12 protein-coding genes are annotated in these 16,622 nt (G+C 66.4%); 7 read left to right on the top strand and 5 right to left on the bottom strand.

The window, feature by feature from the left end:
* Window positions 1–20 precede the first annotated feature (20 nt).
* The 6 genes from BIU82_RS12020 to BIU82_RS11995 all read left to right on the top strand — a co-directional run bounded on the left by BIU82_RS12020 (window position 21) and on the right by BIU82_RS11995 (window position 9,735).
* A complete protein-coding gene (locus BIU82_RS12020) occupies window positions 21–1,325 on the top strand; it encodes an aromatic ring-hydroxylating dioxygenase subunit alpha (RefSeq protein ID WP_070349702.1) in 1,305 nt (434 codons plus the stop codon).
* Entirely contained in the window at window positions 1,322–2,731 is a 1,410-nt protein-coding gene (locus BIU82_RS12015; RefSeq protein ID WP_070349701.1) for a ferredoxin reductase, read from the top strand. Before BIU82_RS12020 ends, BIU82_RS12015 begins: the two co-directional genes overlap by 4 nt.
* A 467-nt stretch (window positions 2,732–3,198) precedes the next feature.
* Window positions 3,199–5,133, top strand: coding sequence for a BCCT family transporter (locus BIU82_RS12010; protein ID WP_070349700.1), 1,935 nt, complete (start codon window positions 3,199–3,201; stop codon window positions 5,131–5,133).
* A 3-nt stretch (window positions 5,134–5,136) separates the two neighbouring features.
* Window positions 5,137–6,066: a formyltetrahydrofolate deformylase gene (gene purU / locus BIU82_RS12005; RefSeq protein ID WP_074466435.1), complete on the top strand. Its 930-nt coding sequence runs from the start codon at window positions 5,137–5,139 to the stop codon at window positions 6,064–6,066.
* A 33-nt stretch (window positions 6,067–6,099) separates the two neighbouring features.
* Window positions 6,100–8,607, top strand: coding sequence for an FAD-dependent oxidoreductase (locus BIU82_RS12000; RefSeq protein WP_070349699.1), 2,508 nt, complete (start codon window positions 6,100–6,102; stop codon window positions 8,605–8,607).
* Window positions 8,608–8,694: 87 nt separating this feature from the next.
* Window positions 8,695–9,735, top strand: a complete 1,041-nt coding sequence (locus tag BIU82_RS11995) for an NAD(P)-dependent alcohol dehydrogenase (RefSeq protein ID WP_070349698.1) — start codon at window positions 8,695–8,697, stop codon at window positions 9,733–9,735.
* A gap of 106 nt (window positions 9,736–9,841) precedes the next feature.
* On the opposite strand, the gene BIU82_RS11990 is transcribed toward BIU82_RS11995, so the two are convergent.
* Window positions 9,842–10,330, bottom strand: a complete 489-nt coding sequence (locus BIU82_RS11990; protein ID WP_139146597.1) for a hypothetical protein — start codon at window positions 10,328–10,330, stop codon at window positions 9,842–9,844.
* 187 nt (window positions 10,331–10,517) lie between these two features.
* A complete protein-coding gene (locus BIU82_RS11985) occupies window positions 10,518–11,405 on the bottom strand; it encodes a LysR family transcriptional regulator (RefSeq protein WP_070349696.1) in 888 nt (295 codons plus the stop codon).
* Between the two features lie 86 nt (window positions 11,406–11,491).
* Between BIU82_RS11985 and BIU82_RS11980 the strand changes: the two genes are divergently transcribed.
* Window positions 11,492–12,358 carry an EamA family transporter gene (locus BIU82_RS11980; protein WP_070349919.1) on the top strand — a complete coding sequence of 289 codons (867 nt, stop codon included), beginning with the start codon at window positions 11,492–11,494 and terminating at the stop codon, window positions 12,356–12,358.
* 77 nt (window positions 12,359–12,435) lie between these two features.
* On the opposite strand, the gene BIU82_RS11975 is transcribed toward BIU82_RS11980, so the two are convergent.
* The 3 genes from BIU82_RS11975 to BIU82_RS11965 form a co-directional block, all read right to left on the bottom strand.
* Complete coding sequence (locus BIU82_RS11975; RefSeq protein ID WP_070349695.1) at window positions 12,436–14,742, bottom strand: FdhF/YdeP family oxidoreductase; 2,307 nt, start codon at window positions 14,740–14,742, stop codon at window positions 12,436–12,438.
* A 76-nt stretch (window positions 14,743–14,818) separates the two neighbouring features.
* Entirely contained in the window at window positions 14,819–15,436 is a 618-nt protein-coding gene (locus BIU82_RS11970; protein ID WP_070349694.1) for an MBL fold metallo-hydrolase, read from the bottom strand.
* Window positions 15,436–16,521, bottom strand: a complete 1,086-nt coding sequence (locus BIU82_RS11965) for an S-(hydroxymethyl)mycothiol dehydrogenase (RefSeq protein WP_070349693.1) — start codon at window positions 16,519–16,521, stop codon at window positions 15,436–15,438. Before BIU82_RS11965 ends, BIU82_RS11970 begins: the two co-directional genes overlap by 1 nt.
* Window positions 16,522–16,622 lie beyond the last annotated feature (101 nt).

The following is a 16,622-nucleotide window of genomic DNA, read 5'->3' as shown; positions in this document are numbered from 1 at the left end:
TGCCTCCCGGGAGGAAACCCATGACTACTTCAGTGAACGCGCCCCTGAATTCACGCGGAAAGCTCGCTTCAACCCTGCCTGCCGAGCAGCTGGCAGAAATCACCGCGTTGTTTGAGTTCCGGCGCACCGGCTACTCCCTGGATGCCCCGTTCTACACGGACCCCACGATCTTCAGCCTCGACATGGAGGCCATCTTCGGCCAGCACTGGATCTTCGCGGCCAGCACCGCTGAACTGCCCGAGCCCGGGGACTACGTCACCGTCGACTACGGCCCCTACTCCCTGATCGTGCTGCGCAATGACGACGGCGGCGTGAACGTCCTGCACAACGTCTGCCGACACCGCGGTGCCCGCGTCCTGACCGAAGCCACCGGCTCCACCGGCAACCTGGTCTGCGGCTACCACTCCTGGACCTACTCCCCCGAGGGCAACCTGATCCACGCCTCGGCACCGGGTGAGACCAAGTTCGACAAGAACTGCTTCGCGCTCAAGCGCGCCCACGGCCGCGAAGTCGCCGGCCTGATCTTCGTCTGCATCGCCAGCGAGCCGCCCACCGACTTCGACGAGACCTCGAAGATCTTCGAGCCCTACCTCGCGCCCCACGAGCTGGCGAAGACGAAGATCGCCTACCAGCAGAACATCATCGAAGAGGGCAACTGGAAGCTCGTCATGGAGAACAACCGTGAGTGCTACCACTGCGACGGGCACCCGGAACTCGCCTGCTCCCTCTTCCCCACCTGGGGCCTGACCGAGGGCCTCATCCCCACCCACCTTGAGGAAGTGTGGGAGCGCAACAAGCAGGCCCAGGCCGATCTCGAGGACCGCTGCCGCCGCTACGGCCTTCCCTACGAGGTGGTCGAGCAGCTGGACACCCGCGTCGCGGGCATCCGCATTTCCCGTGAAGCCCTCGACGGCGACGGCGAGTCATTCTCCGCCGATGGGCGCCGCCTCTCCAAGAAGCTGCTCGGCGACCTGCGCGACTTCCGCCTCGGTCGTTGCTCGATGCACCTGCAGCCCAACAGCTGGTTCCACTTCATGGGCGACCACGTCATCACCTTCGGCGTCTTCCCCATCAACGAGCACCAGACCCTGGTCCGGACCACCTGGCTGGTTGCCGACGACGCCGTGGAAGGCGTTGACTACGACCTGGACAAGCTCACCTACGTGTGGAAGCAGACGAACATCCAGGACAAGGCGTTCGTGGAGCTGTGCCAGCAGGGCGCCGCCAGCCCGGCCTACGAGCCCGGCCCGTACATGAAGAGCGAATACCAGGTGGAAGCATTCATCAACTGGTACGTACAGCGCGTGCAGGAGCACTTGGCATGATTGAGCTCCTCCCCGAAACGGCAATCCTGGAGCCACAGCGCATCCGCGGCCTTGAAATGCCGTGGAACAGGGTAATGGGCGGCACCGAAGTGCCTGCCCGCGCCGCCCACGCCCTGGGCCCCTGGCACCCACAGGAGTTCATGGCCGAATGCGTCGAGACCGTTCCCGAGGCCGGCGGAATCATGACCTTCGTGTTCCGCCGCTGCGACGGCGCGCCCCTGGCGTTCCGTGCCGGCCAGTACGTGAACGTCGCTTTCCCGCTGCACGGCGAGGACGCGGACCCGGTGGACCGCAGCTACTCGCTGTCCAGTTCGCCAACGCAGCCATGGACCTTCAGCATCAGCGTCAAGCGCGACCCCGCGGGACTTGTCTCGCCGTGGGTCCACGAAAACGTCAAGCCCGGTACCGTCCTTGAGATGCTCGGTCCGGTAGGCGCATTCCACCTGCCCGACGCCGACCGCCGGGCCCGGTACCTCCTGCTCGCCGCCGGCGCCGGCATCACTCCCATCATGTCGATGGTGCGGACCATCCACTCCCTGCCCGGGCTGGCGGATGTTGTGGTGCTCTACCACGGCTCCGAGGCCGGAGGCTTCGCCTTCGACCGCGAGCTGGCGCACATCGCCTCCGTGGATTCGCGGTTCCGGGTCTTCTACTCCCTTGGTGACCGCGGCCGGCCCGACGATTGGGAAGGACTCAGCGGTCGGCTGTCGGCGGCCATGCTCAACGAAGTGGCTCCGGATGCCAACGGCCGCCAGGTGTACGCCTGCGGCCCCGAGGGGTACCTGAACGGAGCCACCGAGCTCCTCAAGAAAGTCGGCGTCGACGATACCTCCATCTACATGGAGTTCTTCTCGGGCGACCGCCAGACGCTCCTTGAGTACCAGACGGAACTCGCCCTGGCTGAAAACATCGCAGAAGAAATCGCGGAGGAGATCGCCGAATCCGCCGAGGACTACTACGAGAGCCAGCCCGCAGCGTTCGGACTCTACGAGCCCGGATACGACGCCAACGGGCCCCTGGAAGCTTCCGGGCTGCCGCTGGAAGTGGCTGTCCCGGAGGAACCGGGTTCCAAAGCCTCCGACGGCGGCGCGGCGCCTGAGGCGGCCGCTCCCGATGCGTCGGGCTTCAACACCGTGGGCACCGGCAGCCTCACCATGTCCTTCATGCGCACCGGCATCAATGTGCGGATCGACCCCAGTGAGCCCATCCTCGACGCAGCCCAGCGCGCAGGCGTCAGGATCGGCGCGAACTGCAAGGAAGGCATGTGCGGCTCCTGCAAGGTCGTCAAGCTTTCGGGAGAGGTCGACATGAACCACCAGGGCGGAATCCGCGCGCGGGAAATCGCAGCCGGCAAGTTCCTGCCCTGCTGCTCCACTGCGCAGACAGACCTCGTCATCGACGCCTGAGCACCATTCGGGCCCGGCCTCTTTCGTGCGGAAAGAGGCCGGGGCCCGGACGGGGCTTGGCGGCAGGCATGTTCTTTCGGCTTCAGCACGTTTTCATGAATGAGCTGAGGCGGAAAGGACATGCCTGTTCTGTTTCAAGGGTGTTCGCCCGCGAGACACCCTGCAAAATGCCCGTTGCGCAACAGTCTGCGCGATACGCAACACGGGATGAACGGCTGATTTCCTGTCAAACACAAGCAAAAACCCGCGAAATAGGGCTTAAGACTTCGGAAAAACCTTGACAGAGGGCTGTGACTCGGGCCACTCTGTTGCTTATTGCGAGACGTGTTGATCTTTGCGGAACAAACGCTCAGGTCAAAACCAGCGCTGACTCTGTCCACTGAAAGCCAGGAAGCCCCCACCTTCCGCCCGGCCCGTGGAGCCCGGAGTGCAGCGCCAGCCCATGAATCCAAACCAGAGGACTTGACATGGCTTTGAACGACATCCGCCCGGATGCCAAACCTCCCGTTGAGCCGGAGGAGCTGCAAGAGGCTCCTGCTCCGGAGAGCACTTCTTCTTCCCAGGAAACCCCCGACGCGCACGAAGCAGAGGACACCCAGCAGATCCTCCAGGAACTCCGGCAGAGCAAGACCGAACGCGCGGTGACCGAACGCCGCAACCGCAAGCTCGTGCTGGACAAGTGGACCTTCGGTATCACGGGCGTCATCGCCCTGGCCTTCGTCGCCTGGGGCTTCCTCGGCCGCGACAGCCTGGCCACGGTCTCCACGAACGCCCTCGGCTGGGTCATGGAATACACCGGCTGGCTGTTCATGGTCCTGGCATCGCTCTTCGTGGTGTTCGTGCTGTGGCTGGCCCTCGGCCGCTTCGGCAATATCCCGCTGGGCAAGGACGGCGAGAAGCCTGAGTTCCGGACGGTCTCCTGGATCGCCATGATGTTCGCCGCCGGCATGGGCATCGGCCTGATGTTCTACGGTGTGGCCGAGCCGCTGTACCACTTCATCTCGCCGCCCCCGGGCACGGTGGACGGCCACACTCCCGAGGCGATCCAGACGGCCATGGCCACCTCGATCTTCCACTGGACCCTGCACCCCTGGGCGATGTACGCCGTCGTCGGCATCGCCATGGCCTACGGAACGTACCGCCTGGGCCGCCGCCAGCTCATCTCCGCCGCCTTCACCTCCATCTTCGGAGTCCGGACCGTCGAGGGCCCGGTGGGCAAGTTCATCAACATCCTCGCCATCTTCGCCACCCTCTTCGGCACCGCGGCTTCGCTGGGCCTGGGCGCCCTGCAGATCGGCAGCGGCATCACCTCCAACGGCTGGGCCGGTGAAATCGGCACCCCTGTGCTGGTGGTCATCGTGGCCATCCTGACCTTCTGTTTCGTGGCCTCCGCGGTGTCCGGCATCAGCCGCGGCATCCAGTGGCTGTCCAACATCAACATGGTCCTGGCCGTGGTGCTCGCGCTCATCGTGTTCGTCGCCGGCCCCACCCTGTTCATCCTCAACCTGATCCCCTCCGCGGTTGGCGACTACGTCCGGGACCTCGCCGAGATGTCCACCCGCACCGAGGCGGTCGGCGACGAAGCCCTGCGCGCCTGGTTGTCCGGCTGGACCATCTTCTACTGGGCCTGGTGGATCTCCTGGACGCCGTTCGTGGGCATGTTCATCGCCCGGATCAGCCGCGGCCGCACCATCCGCCAGTTCGTCACGGGTGTGCTTCTGGTTCCGAGCATCGTGAGCGTCATCTGGTTCGGCATCTTCGGCGGCACCGCGTTCCAGGTCCAGCAGCAGGCGGACAAGACCGACGACCCCGCCGACGGCATCGCCAAGATCGTCGACGGCGCCTCCACCATCGACTTCGACGGTGCACTTTTCGATCTGGTCAAGAACCTGCAGATGCCCGGTTGGGCCGTCGCCGCCGTGATTGTCCTGGCCATGGTCCTGGTTGCCATCTTCTTCGTGACCGGCGCCGACTCCGCCTCGCTGGTGATGTCTTCCCTGAGCTCGAACGGCTCCAGCGAACCGCGCCGCGGCCTGGTGATCTTCTGGGGCAGCCTGACCGGCGCCGTCGCAGCAGTCATGCTGCTGGCCGGCGGCGATGAACCGTCCGAAGCCCTGTCCGGCCTGCAACGCATGACCATCGTGGCCGCCCTGCCGTTCGTGCTGGTGATGTTCCTGCTTTGCTTCGCCCTCACCCGGGACCTGCGCCGCGACCCCATTTCGCTGCGCCGCCGCCTGGCCGACACGGTCGTGGAGCGCGCCATCCGCAGCGGCGTGGACCAGCACGGCGGCGTCCAGTTCGACCTCGTCACCAAGCACCAATGCGACCAACACTGTTCGGACGACGGCCGTTGCCCGGCGTCCGCCACTGACACCCAAGCCACTGTAAAGAACCAGGAGTAGAGCATGACCACCGTCCTCGAAAGCCGCCCCACGGGTGGCGCAACAGCCGAAGCCGGCGCCGTCCCCAGCGTCCGCGGTACCAGCACCGCGCAGTACGTCCTCACCCTTGCCTGCCCGGAGCGCCCGGGTATCGTCCGGGCCATCACGGGCTTCCTCGCCGACCGCGGCTTCGACATCGTCGAACACCAGCAGTTCGATGACCACATGAGCGGCAAGCTCTACCTGCGCACCGCCTTCACCACCGGGGACAAGGAAGTTTCCGCGGAGGGCCTGAGCGCCGAGTTCGCCGCCGTCGCCGAAGAGTTCGAGATGGAGTTCGCGATCCACGACGGCCGCCCCCAGCGCCTGCTGGTGATGGTCTCGAAGTTCGGCCACTGCCTCAACGACCTCATCTTCCGGTGGCGCGCAGGCAGCCTGGGTGCGGAGATCGCCGTCGTGGTTTCCAACCACGAAGACCTCCGCCCGATGGCGGAAGCCGCAGGCCTGCCGTTCATCCACGTGCCGATCACCGCGGACACCAAGCCCCAGGCCGAGGCGCGCCTGCTGGAACTGGTCGAGGAATACCAGGCAGACCTGGTGGTCCTGGCCCGTTACATGCAGGTCCTCTCGGATGAGCTCACCACCAAGCTCCGCGGCCGCGCCATCAACATCCACCACTCCTTCCTGCCCGGCTTCAAGGGCGCCAAGCCCTACCACCAGGCCTGGGACCGCGGCGTGAAGCTCATCGGAGCCACCGCCCACTACGTCACCGCAGACCTGGATGAGGGCCCGATCATCGAGCAGGAAGTTTTCCGGGTGGACCACAGCCTGGATCCGAACGCCCTGGTCACCGTCGGCAGGGACGCCGAGTCCCAGGCACTGTCCCGCGCAGTGAAGTGGCACTGCCAGCACCGGGTCCTGCTCAACAACACCCGCACCGTCGTCTTCCGCTAACGCGAACACCAAGCAACAGGAGAAACAACACCCATGAGCGCATCACCACGCGTCGTCATCATCGGCGCCGGCATCGTCGGCACCAACCTCGCGGATGAACTGTCCAGCCGCGGCTGGACCAACGTCACCGTCGTTGAGCAGGGCCCGCTGGAACTTGCCGGCGGCTCCACCTCGCACGCGCCGGGCCTGGTGTTCCAGAACAACGGCTCCAAGACCATGACCGAATTCGCCACCTACACGGTGAACAAGCTGCTCTCCCTGAGCAAGGACGGCCAGTCCTGCTTCAACCAGGTGGGCGGCCTGGAACTGGCAACCACCCCGGAGCGCCTCGCCGAGCTGAAGCGCAAGATGGGCATCATGACCTCCTGGGGCGTGGAAAGCCGCATCATCGACGCCGATGAGTGCGAGAAGATCTACCCCCTCCTGACCACCGGCAAGCTCTCCGGCGGCCGCGAAATCCTGGGTGGCCTGCACATCCCCACCGACGGCCTGGCCCTGGCCGCCCGCGCGGTGCAGCTGCTGATCGAGCGGGCCGGCGAGCGCGGCGTGACCTTCATCGGCAACACCACCGTCACCGGCATCGCCCAGGAGGGCGGCAAGGTGACCGGTGTGGAGACCAACACCGGCGTGATCCCGGCGGACATCGTTGTCTCCTGTGCCGGTTTCTGGGGCCGCGAACTCGGCAAGATGGTGGGCCTGGAAGTCCCGCTGCTGCCGCTGGCACACCAGTACGTCGTCACCACCCCCCTGGCCGAACTTGAGGGCGTCAACGAGCTCCCGAAGGGCGCCAGCAAGCCCATCCTGCGCTACCAGGACAAGGACCTGTACTACCGCGAGTGGGGCAACAAGATCGGCATCGGCAGCTACGCCCACCGCCCCATGCCGGTGGACATGTCCGCCCTGCCGAAGGTGTCCTCCGAGGACATGTCGGACCACAACATGCCCTCCCGCTTGGAGTTCACCCTGGAAGACTTCCTGCCCGCGTGGGAAGACAGCCAGGACCTGCTGCCGGCCCTGCGCAGCACTGCGATCGAGGACGGCTTCAACGGCATCTTCTCCTTCACCCCGGACGGCGGCCCGCTGATCGGCGAGCACCCGGACCTCACCGGTTTCTGGGTAGCCGAGGCTGTCTGGGTCACCCACTCCTCCGGTGTGGCCAAGGCCGTGGCCGAGCTCCTCGTCGAGGGCCGCTCGCGCACCGACCTGCACGGCACCGAGCTCACCCGCTTCGAGAAGGTGCAGACCTCGGACGCCTACGTCTCCGAGACCTCGCAGCAGAACTTCGTGGAGATCTACGACATCCTGCACCCGCTGCAGCCCAAGGAGTCCCCGCGCGACCTGCGCGTGAGCCCCTTCAACGTCCGCCAGAAGGAACTCGGCGCCTTCTTCCTGGAGTCCGCCGGCTGGGAGCGCCCGCACTGGTTCGAAGCCAACCGCGGCCTGCTTGAGAAACTGCCCGCCGAATGGCAGGCGCCGGAGCGCGACTCCTGGTCCAACATGTTCCACTCCCCCATCTCCGCCGCGGAAGCATGGCGGACGCGTACCGCCGTCGGGCTCTTCGACATGACGCCGCTCAAGCGCCTGCAGGTGGTCGGCCCCGGCGCCGAGGCGCTGCTGCACCGCCTCAGCACCGGCAACATCACAAAGAAGCCGGGCGCCGTCACCTACTGCCTCCTGCTGGAGCACGACGGCGGCATCCGCAGTGACGTGACTGTTGCCCGCCTTGAGCAGGAGAAGTTCCAGCTGGGCGTCAACAGCAACGTGGACTTCGACTACCTGCGCGTGGAAGCCCGCAAGCAGTCGGCCGAAAACCCGGCACAGTGGGTGCACGTCACCGACATCACCGGCAGCACCTGCTGCATCGGCCTGTGGGGCCCGCTGGCCCGCGAGGTCATCGGCAAGCTCAGCGACGACGACCTCAGCAACGACGGCCTGAAGTACTTCCGCACCAAGGAAATCTCCGTGGGCGGCATTCCGGTCAGCGCCTGGCGCCTGTCCTACGTGGGTGAACTCGGCTGGGAGCTCTACACCACCGCCGAATACGGCCTGAAGCTGTGGGACCTGCTGTTCGAAGCCGGCCAGGAGTTCGGCATTGTTGCCGCCGGCCGTGGCGCGTTCAACAGCATGCGCTTGGAGAAGGGCTACCGCCTCTGGGGCACGGACATGAACACCGAACACGATCCGTACCAGTCCGGCCTGGGCTTCTCCGTGGCCAAGGACAAGACGGGCTTCGTGGGCGCCGAGGCACTGGCCGCCCGCAAGGCCGAGCCGGCCGCCAAGACGCTGCGCTGCCTGACCATCGACGACGGCACCTCGGTGGTCCTCGGCAAGGAACCGGTGTACGTGGCCGGCGAAGCCGCCGGCTACGTCACCAGCGCCGCCTACGGCTTCACCATCCACAAGCCGATCGCCTACGCCTGGCTGCCGTCCTCGCTCTCCGAGGGCGACTCCGTGGAGATCGAGTACTTCGGCCAGCGCATCCCGGCAACGGTCAGCGCCGAACCGCTGTACGACCCCACCATGGAGCGCATCCGCGGCTAGCGAAAAGCGTTCAGGGACTTAATTCCCGCTGACAGGGGTACGGACAGGGCCTCCCACGGCCCGTCCGTACCCCTTAGGTTTTTAAACATGATTACTGCCAAGGCCTACGCCGCTGTGTCCGCTACGGAACCCCTTGTCCCCACCACCATCGAACGCCGCGCCCTCGGTCCCAACGACATCCTGATCGACATCAAATTCGCAGGCATCTGCCATTCGGACATCCACACGGTCCGCGGCGACTGGGGCAAGGTCCCCTACCCGTTGACGCCCGGCCACGAGATCGCCGGCGTCGTGTCCGCCGTCGGCAGCGAAGTGACCCGCCACGCGGTGGGCGACCGCGTGGGCGTCGGTTGCCTAGTGAACTCCTGCCGCGAATGCGAACAGTGCCTGGCCGGGCAGGAGCAGGACTGCCTGAATGGCAGCATCGGCACCTACGCTGCCACCGACCGCGACGGTTCCATCACCCAGGGCGGCTATTCCAGCCACGTGGTGGTGGATGCGGACTTCGCCGTGCGGATCCCGGAAAGCCTGGAGCTCGACGTCGCCGCTCCCCTGCTCTGCGCCGGCATCACCACCTACTCGCCGCTCCGCCGCTGGGGCGCCGGCCCCGGCAAGAAGGTGGCCGTGGTGGGCATGGGCGGGCTGGGCCACATGGCCGTCAAGCTGGCCCACGCCATGGGCGCCGAGGTCACCGTGCTGTCCCAGTCGCTGAAGAAGCAGGAAGACGGCCTCCGCCTGGGCGCCGAGCACTACTACGCCACCAGTGATGAAGCCACCTTCCAGGACCTGGCCGGCAGCTTCGACCTCATCATCAACACCGTCAGTGCCACGATCTCCCTGGACGACTACATGGGCCTGGTGAAGCCGCACGGCTCCCTGGTGTGCGTCGGCGCCCCGGGCGAACCCTTGGAGCTGCGGATCTTCAGCCTGATCATCGGCGGCAAGTCCCTGGCGGGCTCCAACATCGGAGGCATCCGCGAAACCCAGGAAATGCTCGATTTCTGCGCCGAGCACGGCATCGGTTCAGAGATCGAGGTCATTTCCGCGGACCGGATCAACGAAGCCTATGAGCGCGTCCTCGCCTCGGACGTGCGGTACCGCTTCGTGATCGATACCTCCACGCTGTAGGGGTTTCCTCGCTGGAAGCGCTGCAGGCGCGGCCTTCCTGACCCTTTTTGGGGACCCGACGACGGCGACACGCGGCAAAGTGCCGAGTGTCGCCGTCGTGCGTTGCTCAAAGGAGGTCAGGAGTGCTCGTGCGTGCCGGCACATGGCCGATCAGCGCGAGCGTGTTTCCGAGCCGCGAGAACCCCATCCTTTGGAAGAAGCCGAGCTGGCTTGGTGCCGTTGCCACGACTCCGAGGCACGTTCCCTCTGGACACAGCCCCATCAGGACCTGATTGACGAACGCTTCCAGTTCCTGCGGCGTGACCGCCGGGTCCGCAGCGAGGACGGACACATACCGGAACCCCGCCGGCGACGCTTCCCAGGGCTTCAGCGCCCGCATTGCGCCGTACTCGTCTAATCCAAGCGGCCCGAGCATGACCAAGAAGAAAGTCAGCAGACCAAGCACCGCAAGCAGAATCAGCCCGGCATAAACGGGGAAATGGCCCATCATCCATATGAAGCCGGGCACCAGGACGGCCATGCCGATCAAGCTCACGAGCCCTGACAGGACAAGTCCGCGAACCAGCTGCGAGGCGCTTTCTTCCTTGGACTGCACGCCGACGACCATCCTCCGGGAGGCGTCCGTCCACAGAAACGCCGGTCCGGCAGCGGAAGCCAAGATCCCGGCGAGGAAGCTGACTCGTCGTTGCACGGGTCGGACCGGCGGCCCGCCCGTGGAAGCCTCTGCGATCAGCCAGGCAAGCCATGGTAGATCCTTGAAGCCAGCTTTCCGTACTCCCCCATCAACCATCCCCACGATGCCTTTCTCGGTGTTCGTCCCCTGAACGGTACAGCTCCGCCAGCAGGGCAATCAGCTTCTGTCCGGCCGGCGCCAGTTCGCCCTTGATCCAGGCAGCATGGACCGGCACCGGCGGGGCATCCCGCACCGGCCGGTAGACGAGGCCGCGGCGGCGGTACTGGTGGGCTGTGGCCTCGGCCGTGACGCCCCGGGCCTTCCCCGCCGCGATGAGTGTCAGCCAGTCGTCCACGCTGTGGATCTCCACGGTCTTCGCGGGCGCGGCACCCGGCGGCCAGAGGTCCAGCGTCGTGCTCCCCGTGCGCACGTCCACGGCCAGGGGACGGTCGGCGATCTGTGCCAGGCCCACACTGCGCTTTCCCGCGAGGGGATCGTCCGCGGCCATGGCGCAGTACCGCTTCTCTTCTCCCACCTGTTGCAGCTCCACGCGCCGTGCGGACGGCTTCCTCCGGAGGATCGCGAGGTCGCTGGCGCCCTCAAGCAGCCCCGCCGTCGGGCTGTTTTCCATCACCAGCTCAAGCTCGGTTTCCGGGCATTCCGCCGCCCAGCGCCGCTGCAGCTCCAGGGTGTGCCGGCCAAGGGCGGACCATGCGTATCCCAGCCGCAGCCGTCCGCCGCCTTGGGCAGCGCCTTCAAGCCCGACGACGGCGGCAAGCACCCGGCGCGCGTGCGGCAGTGCACGCTCCCCCGCCTCCGTCAGTGAAACGCTGCGGGTAGTGCGCTGGATAAGCCGCGCACCAAGGTGTTCTTCCAGGGCGGCAAGGTTCCGCGAGACAGCGGTTTGGGAGATCCCGAGGCTGATGCCGGCGTCGGTGAAGCTACCTTCCTCCACCACCGCCACGAAGCAGCGCAGCTGCCGCAGTTCCACGTCCATGGGGCGATTCTATTCATGCAGTGTGCGCATGAATAGCACGGTCCATGCATTGTGCGGAAAGCCCGGGCGGGGCCGATGATTTCCGCATGGACAACAGCGAGGGGAACGAGAGCAAAAACGGCACCGCGCGCGGGGTGGCAACGCTGATGGCCAGTTCCCTGTCGAACCAGCTGGGCGCGGCAACAGGCTCCCTGGCGTTTCCCGTGATCGGCCCGCTGGGCGTGGTGGCGGTGCGCCAGTTGATCGCTGCCGCCCTACTGCTGCCCATCGCCCGGCCCCGGTTCAGGAGCTTCACCCGGGCCCAGCTGTGGCCGGTGTTCCTGCTCGCGGTAGTGGTCGCCACCATGAACCTTGGCCTGTACTCGGCCATCGAGCGGATCGGCCTGGGCCTGGCTGTCACCTTGGAGTTCCTGGGGCCGCTGTCCATTGCCCTGTACGGCGCCCTGGCGGGTGCCCGCAGCACGGCCGGTGCCCTGTGCGCCCTTGCAGCGGCAGCGGGCGTCCTCGCCATCACGCAGCCGGGACCCAGCACGGATTACCTCGGCATAGGCATGGGCCTGGTGGGCGCGGCGAGCTGGGCCGCCTACATCCTGCTGAACCGGACCATCGGCGCACGTATCCCGGGCATCCAGGGCACAGCCGCCGCCCTGGCCGTCTCCGCGGCGGCGTTCCTGCCGGTCGCCGTCGTGATCCTGCTCAGCCGGCCGGTCAGCTGGTTCACCATCCTCTGCGCCGCGGCCGCGGGCGTGCTGGCCTCGGCGGTCCCGTACATCGCCGACCTCCTTGCCCTCCGCCGGGTGCCTGCCGGCCTGTTCGGCATGCTCATGAGCGTCAACCCTGTCTTCGCGGCGTTGATCGGCCTGGCGATGGGCCAGGCGCTCAACCCGCTTCAGTGGGCGGGCATCCTCGTGATCGTGGGCGCTAACGCGGCGGTGCTGCGGCTGGGGCGGTAGAGCCAGCAGCTAACGCGTTAACGCACGACGGCGACACGCGGCAGAGTGCCGGGTGTCGCCGTCGGACGCTTGAGGGCTCAGCCCTCCACGTGCGGTACGAAACGGACGAACATCGCCTTGAACCCGGGGGTGTTGGACACGCGTGCCACGTTCTCCTTGTGGACGAGCGCGTTGGCTTCCGGGAAGTACGCGGCGGCGCAGCCCTCTGCCGTGGGGTAGGCGACCAGCCGGAACTTGTCCGCCCGGCGTTCCGATCCCTGGAAAACGCTGATGACGTCCACCAGGTCCCGGTCCTGGAAGCCCTGCGCGGCCAGGTCCTTCGGGTGGACCAGGATGACGCGGCGGCCGTCCGAGATGCCGCGGTACCGGTCATCGAGGCCGTAGAAGGTGGTGTTGTACTGGTCATGGCTGCGCATGGTCTGCAGTACCAGGTGGCCGGGCGGCGGGGTGAGGTACTCCAGCGGGCTCACCGTGAAGCGGCCGCGGCCGATGTCGGTCTTGAAGGAACGGGTGTCCCGCGGCGGATTGGGCAGCACAAAGCCGGCTTTGTTCCGCACCCGGGTGTTGAAGTCTTCGAAGCCCGGGATCACGCGGGAGATGTGGTCCCGGATGACGTCGTAGTCCTCGGCCATGGCCCGCCAGTCCACGGGGTGTTCCGGGCCGAAGGTGGCTTCGGCCATGCGGGCAACGATGACCGGCTCAGCCAGCAGATGCTCGGACACCGGCTGGAGCCTGCCCTGGGTGGAGTGCACCACGGACATGGAGTTTTCCACGGAGAGGAACTGGATGCCCTTGGCATGCTTGTCGTCGCGGTCCGTGCGCCCCAGGGTGGGCAGGATCAGGGAGGTCTTGCCGTGCACGATGTGCGAACGGTTGGGTTTGGTGGAGATGTGGACCGTGAGACCGGCGCGCTGCATGCCGGCTTCCAGGGCTTCGGTGTCCGAGCCAGCAGCGGCGAAGTTGCCGCCCATGCAAACAAACACGTCCACGTCACCGTTTTCCAAGGCGTGCTGGGTCTCCACGGCGTCATGGCCGTGCTCCCGCGGGGAAACGATTCCGAATTCACGGTCCAGGGCTTCCAGGAGCGGCTCGGCCGGCTTTTCCCAGATGCCCATGGTGCGGTCGCCCTGCACGTTGGAGTGGCCGCGCACCGGGCAGGCACCGGCGCCGGGCTTGCCGAAATTGCCCTGCAGCAGCAGGACGTTGACCATTTCCTTGATGGTGTCCACCGAGTGTGGCTGCTGCGTGACGCCAAGAGCCCAGCAGAAAATGGAGGCCTTGGAACGGATCAGCATCCCGGCAACGGTCTCGATCTGTTCGCGGGACAGGCCAGTGGCTTCCTCGGTGACCTTCCAGTCCAGGGTGGCACGGGCTTGGGCGTAGGCTTCAAAGCCGTCGGTCTGGGCCTCGATGAACGCGCGGTCGACGACGGTGCCCGGGTTGCGCTTCTCCTCTTCCAGGAGCAGGTGGCCCAAGGCCTGGAACAGTGCAAGGTCGCCGCCCACCTTGATCTGCAGGAACTCATCGGCAATGGGGGTGCCGTTGCCCACCACGCCGGAGAAGGTCTGCGGATCCTTGAAGTTGAACAAGCCCGCCTCGGGCAGCGGGTTCACGGCCACCACCTTGCCGCCGTTCTCCTTGCATTCCTGCAGGGCGCCCAGCATGCGCGGGTGGTTGGTGCCCGGATTCTGGCCCACTACAAAGATCAGCTCGGCCTCGTGCAGGTCCTCCAGGGACACCGTGCCCTTGCCGATACCGATGGTGGGGTTCAGCGCAGAGCCGGACGACTCGTGGCACATATTGGAGCAGTCCGGCAGGTTGTTGGTGCCGAGCGCACGGGCGTACAGCTGGTAAATGAACGCCGTCTCGTTCGCAGTCCGCCCGGAGGTGTAGAAGACGCAACGCTCCGGCGTACTTGCCCGGACGTGCTCTCCGATCAAGGCGAAGGCATCCGCCCAGGAGATCGGCGAATAGTGCGTGTCACCCGGGCGGATCACCACGGGTTCACTGAGCCTGCCCTGGCTGCCCAGCCAGTATTCGGTCTTGTCCCGCAGTTCCTCGATGGAGTGCTGCGCCCAGAATTCGGCGCCAACAGTCCGCAGCGTGGCTTCCTCCGCCACAGCCTTGGCACCGTTCTCGCAGAACTCGGCGGCCTTGCGCTTGCCGTCCGTTTCCGGCCAGGCGCAGCCCGGGCAGTCGAAGCCGCCCTTCTGGTTGAGCCGGAACAGGGACTGCACCGAACGGGTCACGCCGGCCTGGGCGACGGCCCGGTCCAGGGCGACCATGACGGCCTTGACGCCGGCGGCTTCCTTCTTGGGCTTGTGGACCTCAAGCTGCGTTTCGTCGATGTCCGCGACGGGCGCAGGCTGCTTGGTGAATTTCATGCCGGGAGTGCCTCACTGTGGAACTGCGGTGTACAACGGTGTACTTCGGTGGCCGGGACCCCGGCCGGATGGACTGTTACGCCAACTGCGCGAGGGTCTCGCGTTCGGCGCCGATGGTGGTGTTGTCGCCGTGGCCGGTACGCACCACCGTTTCGGCCGGCAGCGTCAGGAGGCGCTCCCGGATCGAGGACAGGATGGTCGGGTAGTCGCTGAACGAGCGGCCGGTGGCCCCGGGGCCACCGTTGAACAGCGTGTCCCCGGTGAAGACGGTGCCTTCGCTTTCCAGGTAGAAGCAAGTGGATCCCGGCGAGTGGCCCGGGGTGTGGATCGCCTTCAGCGTGGCGCCGCCCACCGTGAATTCCTGGCCGTCGGAAAGGAACTGGTCCGGCTGGACGTCCGGGTAGACCTGCTTCCACAGGACCATGTCTTCCGGGTGCAGGTGGATGGGGGCGCCGACGGCGGCAGCCACCTCGCGTGCCGCGCCGATGTGGTCGTTGTGGGCGTGCGTCATCAGGATGGCCAGCACCTTGCGGCCACGGACCTGCTCCACGATCGCGGCGGCGTCATGCGGGGAATCGATGATGACGCATTCCTCGTCATTGCCCACGATCCAGACGTTGTTGTCCACGTCCCAGGTGCCGCCGTCGAGCGAAAACGTGCCGGAGGTGACCCGGTTCTCTACGGTGACGGCCATCAGATTTCCACCACCGAGCGCAGGACCTCGCCGCGGTGCATCTTCTCGAAGGCGGCTTCCACGTCGCCCAGGCCGATGCGTTCGGTCACGAAGGCATCCAGCGGCAGGCGGCCCAGGCGGTACTGGTCCACGAGCATCGGGAAGTCACGGGACGGCAGGCAGTCGCCGTACCAGGACGACTTGAGCGAGCCGCCGCGGCCGAACACATCCAGCAGGGGCAGTTCGAGGGTCATTTCCGGCGTCGGGACACCCACCAGTACCACGCGGCCGGCGAGGTCGCGGGCGTAGAAGGCCTGCTTGTAGGTCTCCGGGCGGCCGACGGCGTCGATTACGACGTCGGCGCCGTTGCCGTCGGTGAGTTCGCGGATCGCTTCGACGGGGTCGGTGTCGCCGGAGACGACGCCGTGGGTGGCACCGAGGGTCTTGGCGAGTTCCACCTTGGCGGGGTCGAGGTCGACGGCGATGATCGTCGTCGCGCCTGCCAGCTTGGCTCCGGCGATGGCGGCAATGCCGACGCCGCCGCAGCCGATGACGGCGACAGACTCGCCGCGCTTGACCTCACCGGTGTTCATGGCGGCGCCGATGCCGGCCATGATGCCGCAGCCGAGCAGGCCGACAGCGGCGGGGTCGACGTCGTCATCGATCTTGGTGCACTGGCCGGCTGCCACGAGGGTCTTCTCGGCGAAGGAACCGATGCCCAGCGCCGGGGAAAGCGGAGTGCCGTCTTCGAGGGTCATCTTCTGGGTGGCGTTGTGGGTGGCGAAGCAGTACTGCGGCTGGCCCTTGGCGCAGGCGCGGCAGTTGCCGCAGACGGCGCGCCAGTTGAGGATCACGCGGTCGCCGGGCTTGAGGTCCGTGACATCGGGGCCCACCTGGCTGACGACTGCGGTGGATTCGTGCCCGAGCAGGTACGGGTAGTCGTTGCCGATGCCGCCGAGCTTGTAGTGCAGGTCGGTGTGGCAGACACCGCACGTCAGGACATCGACCAAAGCCTCGCCCGGACCCGGTTCCGGGACCAGGATGGTCTCGATGACGGCGGGGGCGTTCTTTTCCTTGACGACTACCGCCTGGACCTTATGAACCACGTTTCCTTGTTTCCTTCCGTTGACCGGGCGCAAGCCCCGATACGACTTACCCATGGTATGAGCTGAAAACCCGGCACCCGGCTACCCAAAGGGGTAGCCGG

It is taken from the genome of Arthrobacter sp. SW1 (genome assembly GCF_001766675.1).
In the GTDB taxonomy this organism is placed as follows: Bacteria; Actinomycetota; Actinomycetes; order Actinomycetales; family Micrococcaceae; genus Arthrobacter.
Note: the sequence above shows the minus strand (reverse complement) of the source record. Positions and strands in the feature narration are given on the sequence as shown.

Bases quoted from the DNA above. Each gene is read 5' to 3' on its own strand.
- BIU82_RS11980 (WP_070349919.1), top strand. From the start codon at position 11,492: ATGGACAACAGCGAGGGGAACGAGAGCAAAAACGGCACCGCGCGCGGG.
- BIU82_RS12010 (WP_070349700.1), top strand. From the start codon at position 3,199: ATGGCTTTGAACGACATCCGCCCGGATGCCAAACCTCCCGTTGAGCCG.
- purU (WP_074466435.1), top strand. From the start codon at position 5,137: ATGACCACCGTCCTCGAAAGCCGCCCCACGGGTGGCGCAACAGCCGAA.
- BIU82_RS11985 (WP_070349696.1), bottom strand. From the start codon at position 11,405: ATGGACGTGGAACTGCGGCAGCTGCGCTGCTTCGTGGCGGTGGTGGAG.
- BIU82_RS11995 (WP_070349698.1), top strand. From the start codon at position 8,695: ATGATTACTGCCAAGGCCTACGCCGCTGTGTCCGCTACGGAACCCCTT.
- BIU82_RS11975 (WP_070349695.1), bottom strand. From the start codon at position 14,742: ATGAAATTCACCAAGCAGCCTGCGCCCGTCGCGGACATCGACGAAACG.
- BIU82_RS12020 (WP_070349702.1), top strand. From the start codon at position 21: ATGACTACTTCAGTGAACGCGCCCCTGAATTCACGCGGAAAGCTCGCT.
- BIU82_RS12015 (WP_070349701.1), top strand. From the start codon at position 1,322: ATGATTGAGCTCCTCCCCGAAACGGCAATCCTGGAGCCACAGCGCATC.
- BIU82_RS11970 (WP_070349694.1), bottom strand. From the start codon at position 15,436: ATGGCCGTCACCGTAGAGAACCGGGTCACCTCCGGCACGTTTTCGCTC.
- BIU82_RS12000 (WP_070349699.1), top strand. From the start codon at position 6,100: ATGAGCGCATCACCACGCGTCGTCATCATCGGCGCCGGCATCGTCGGC.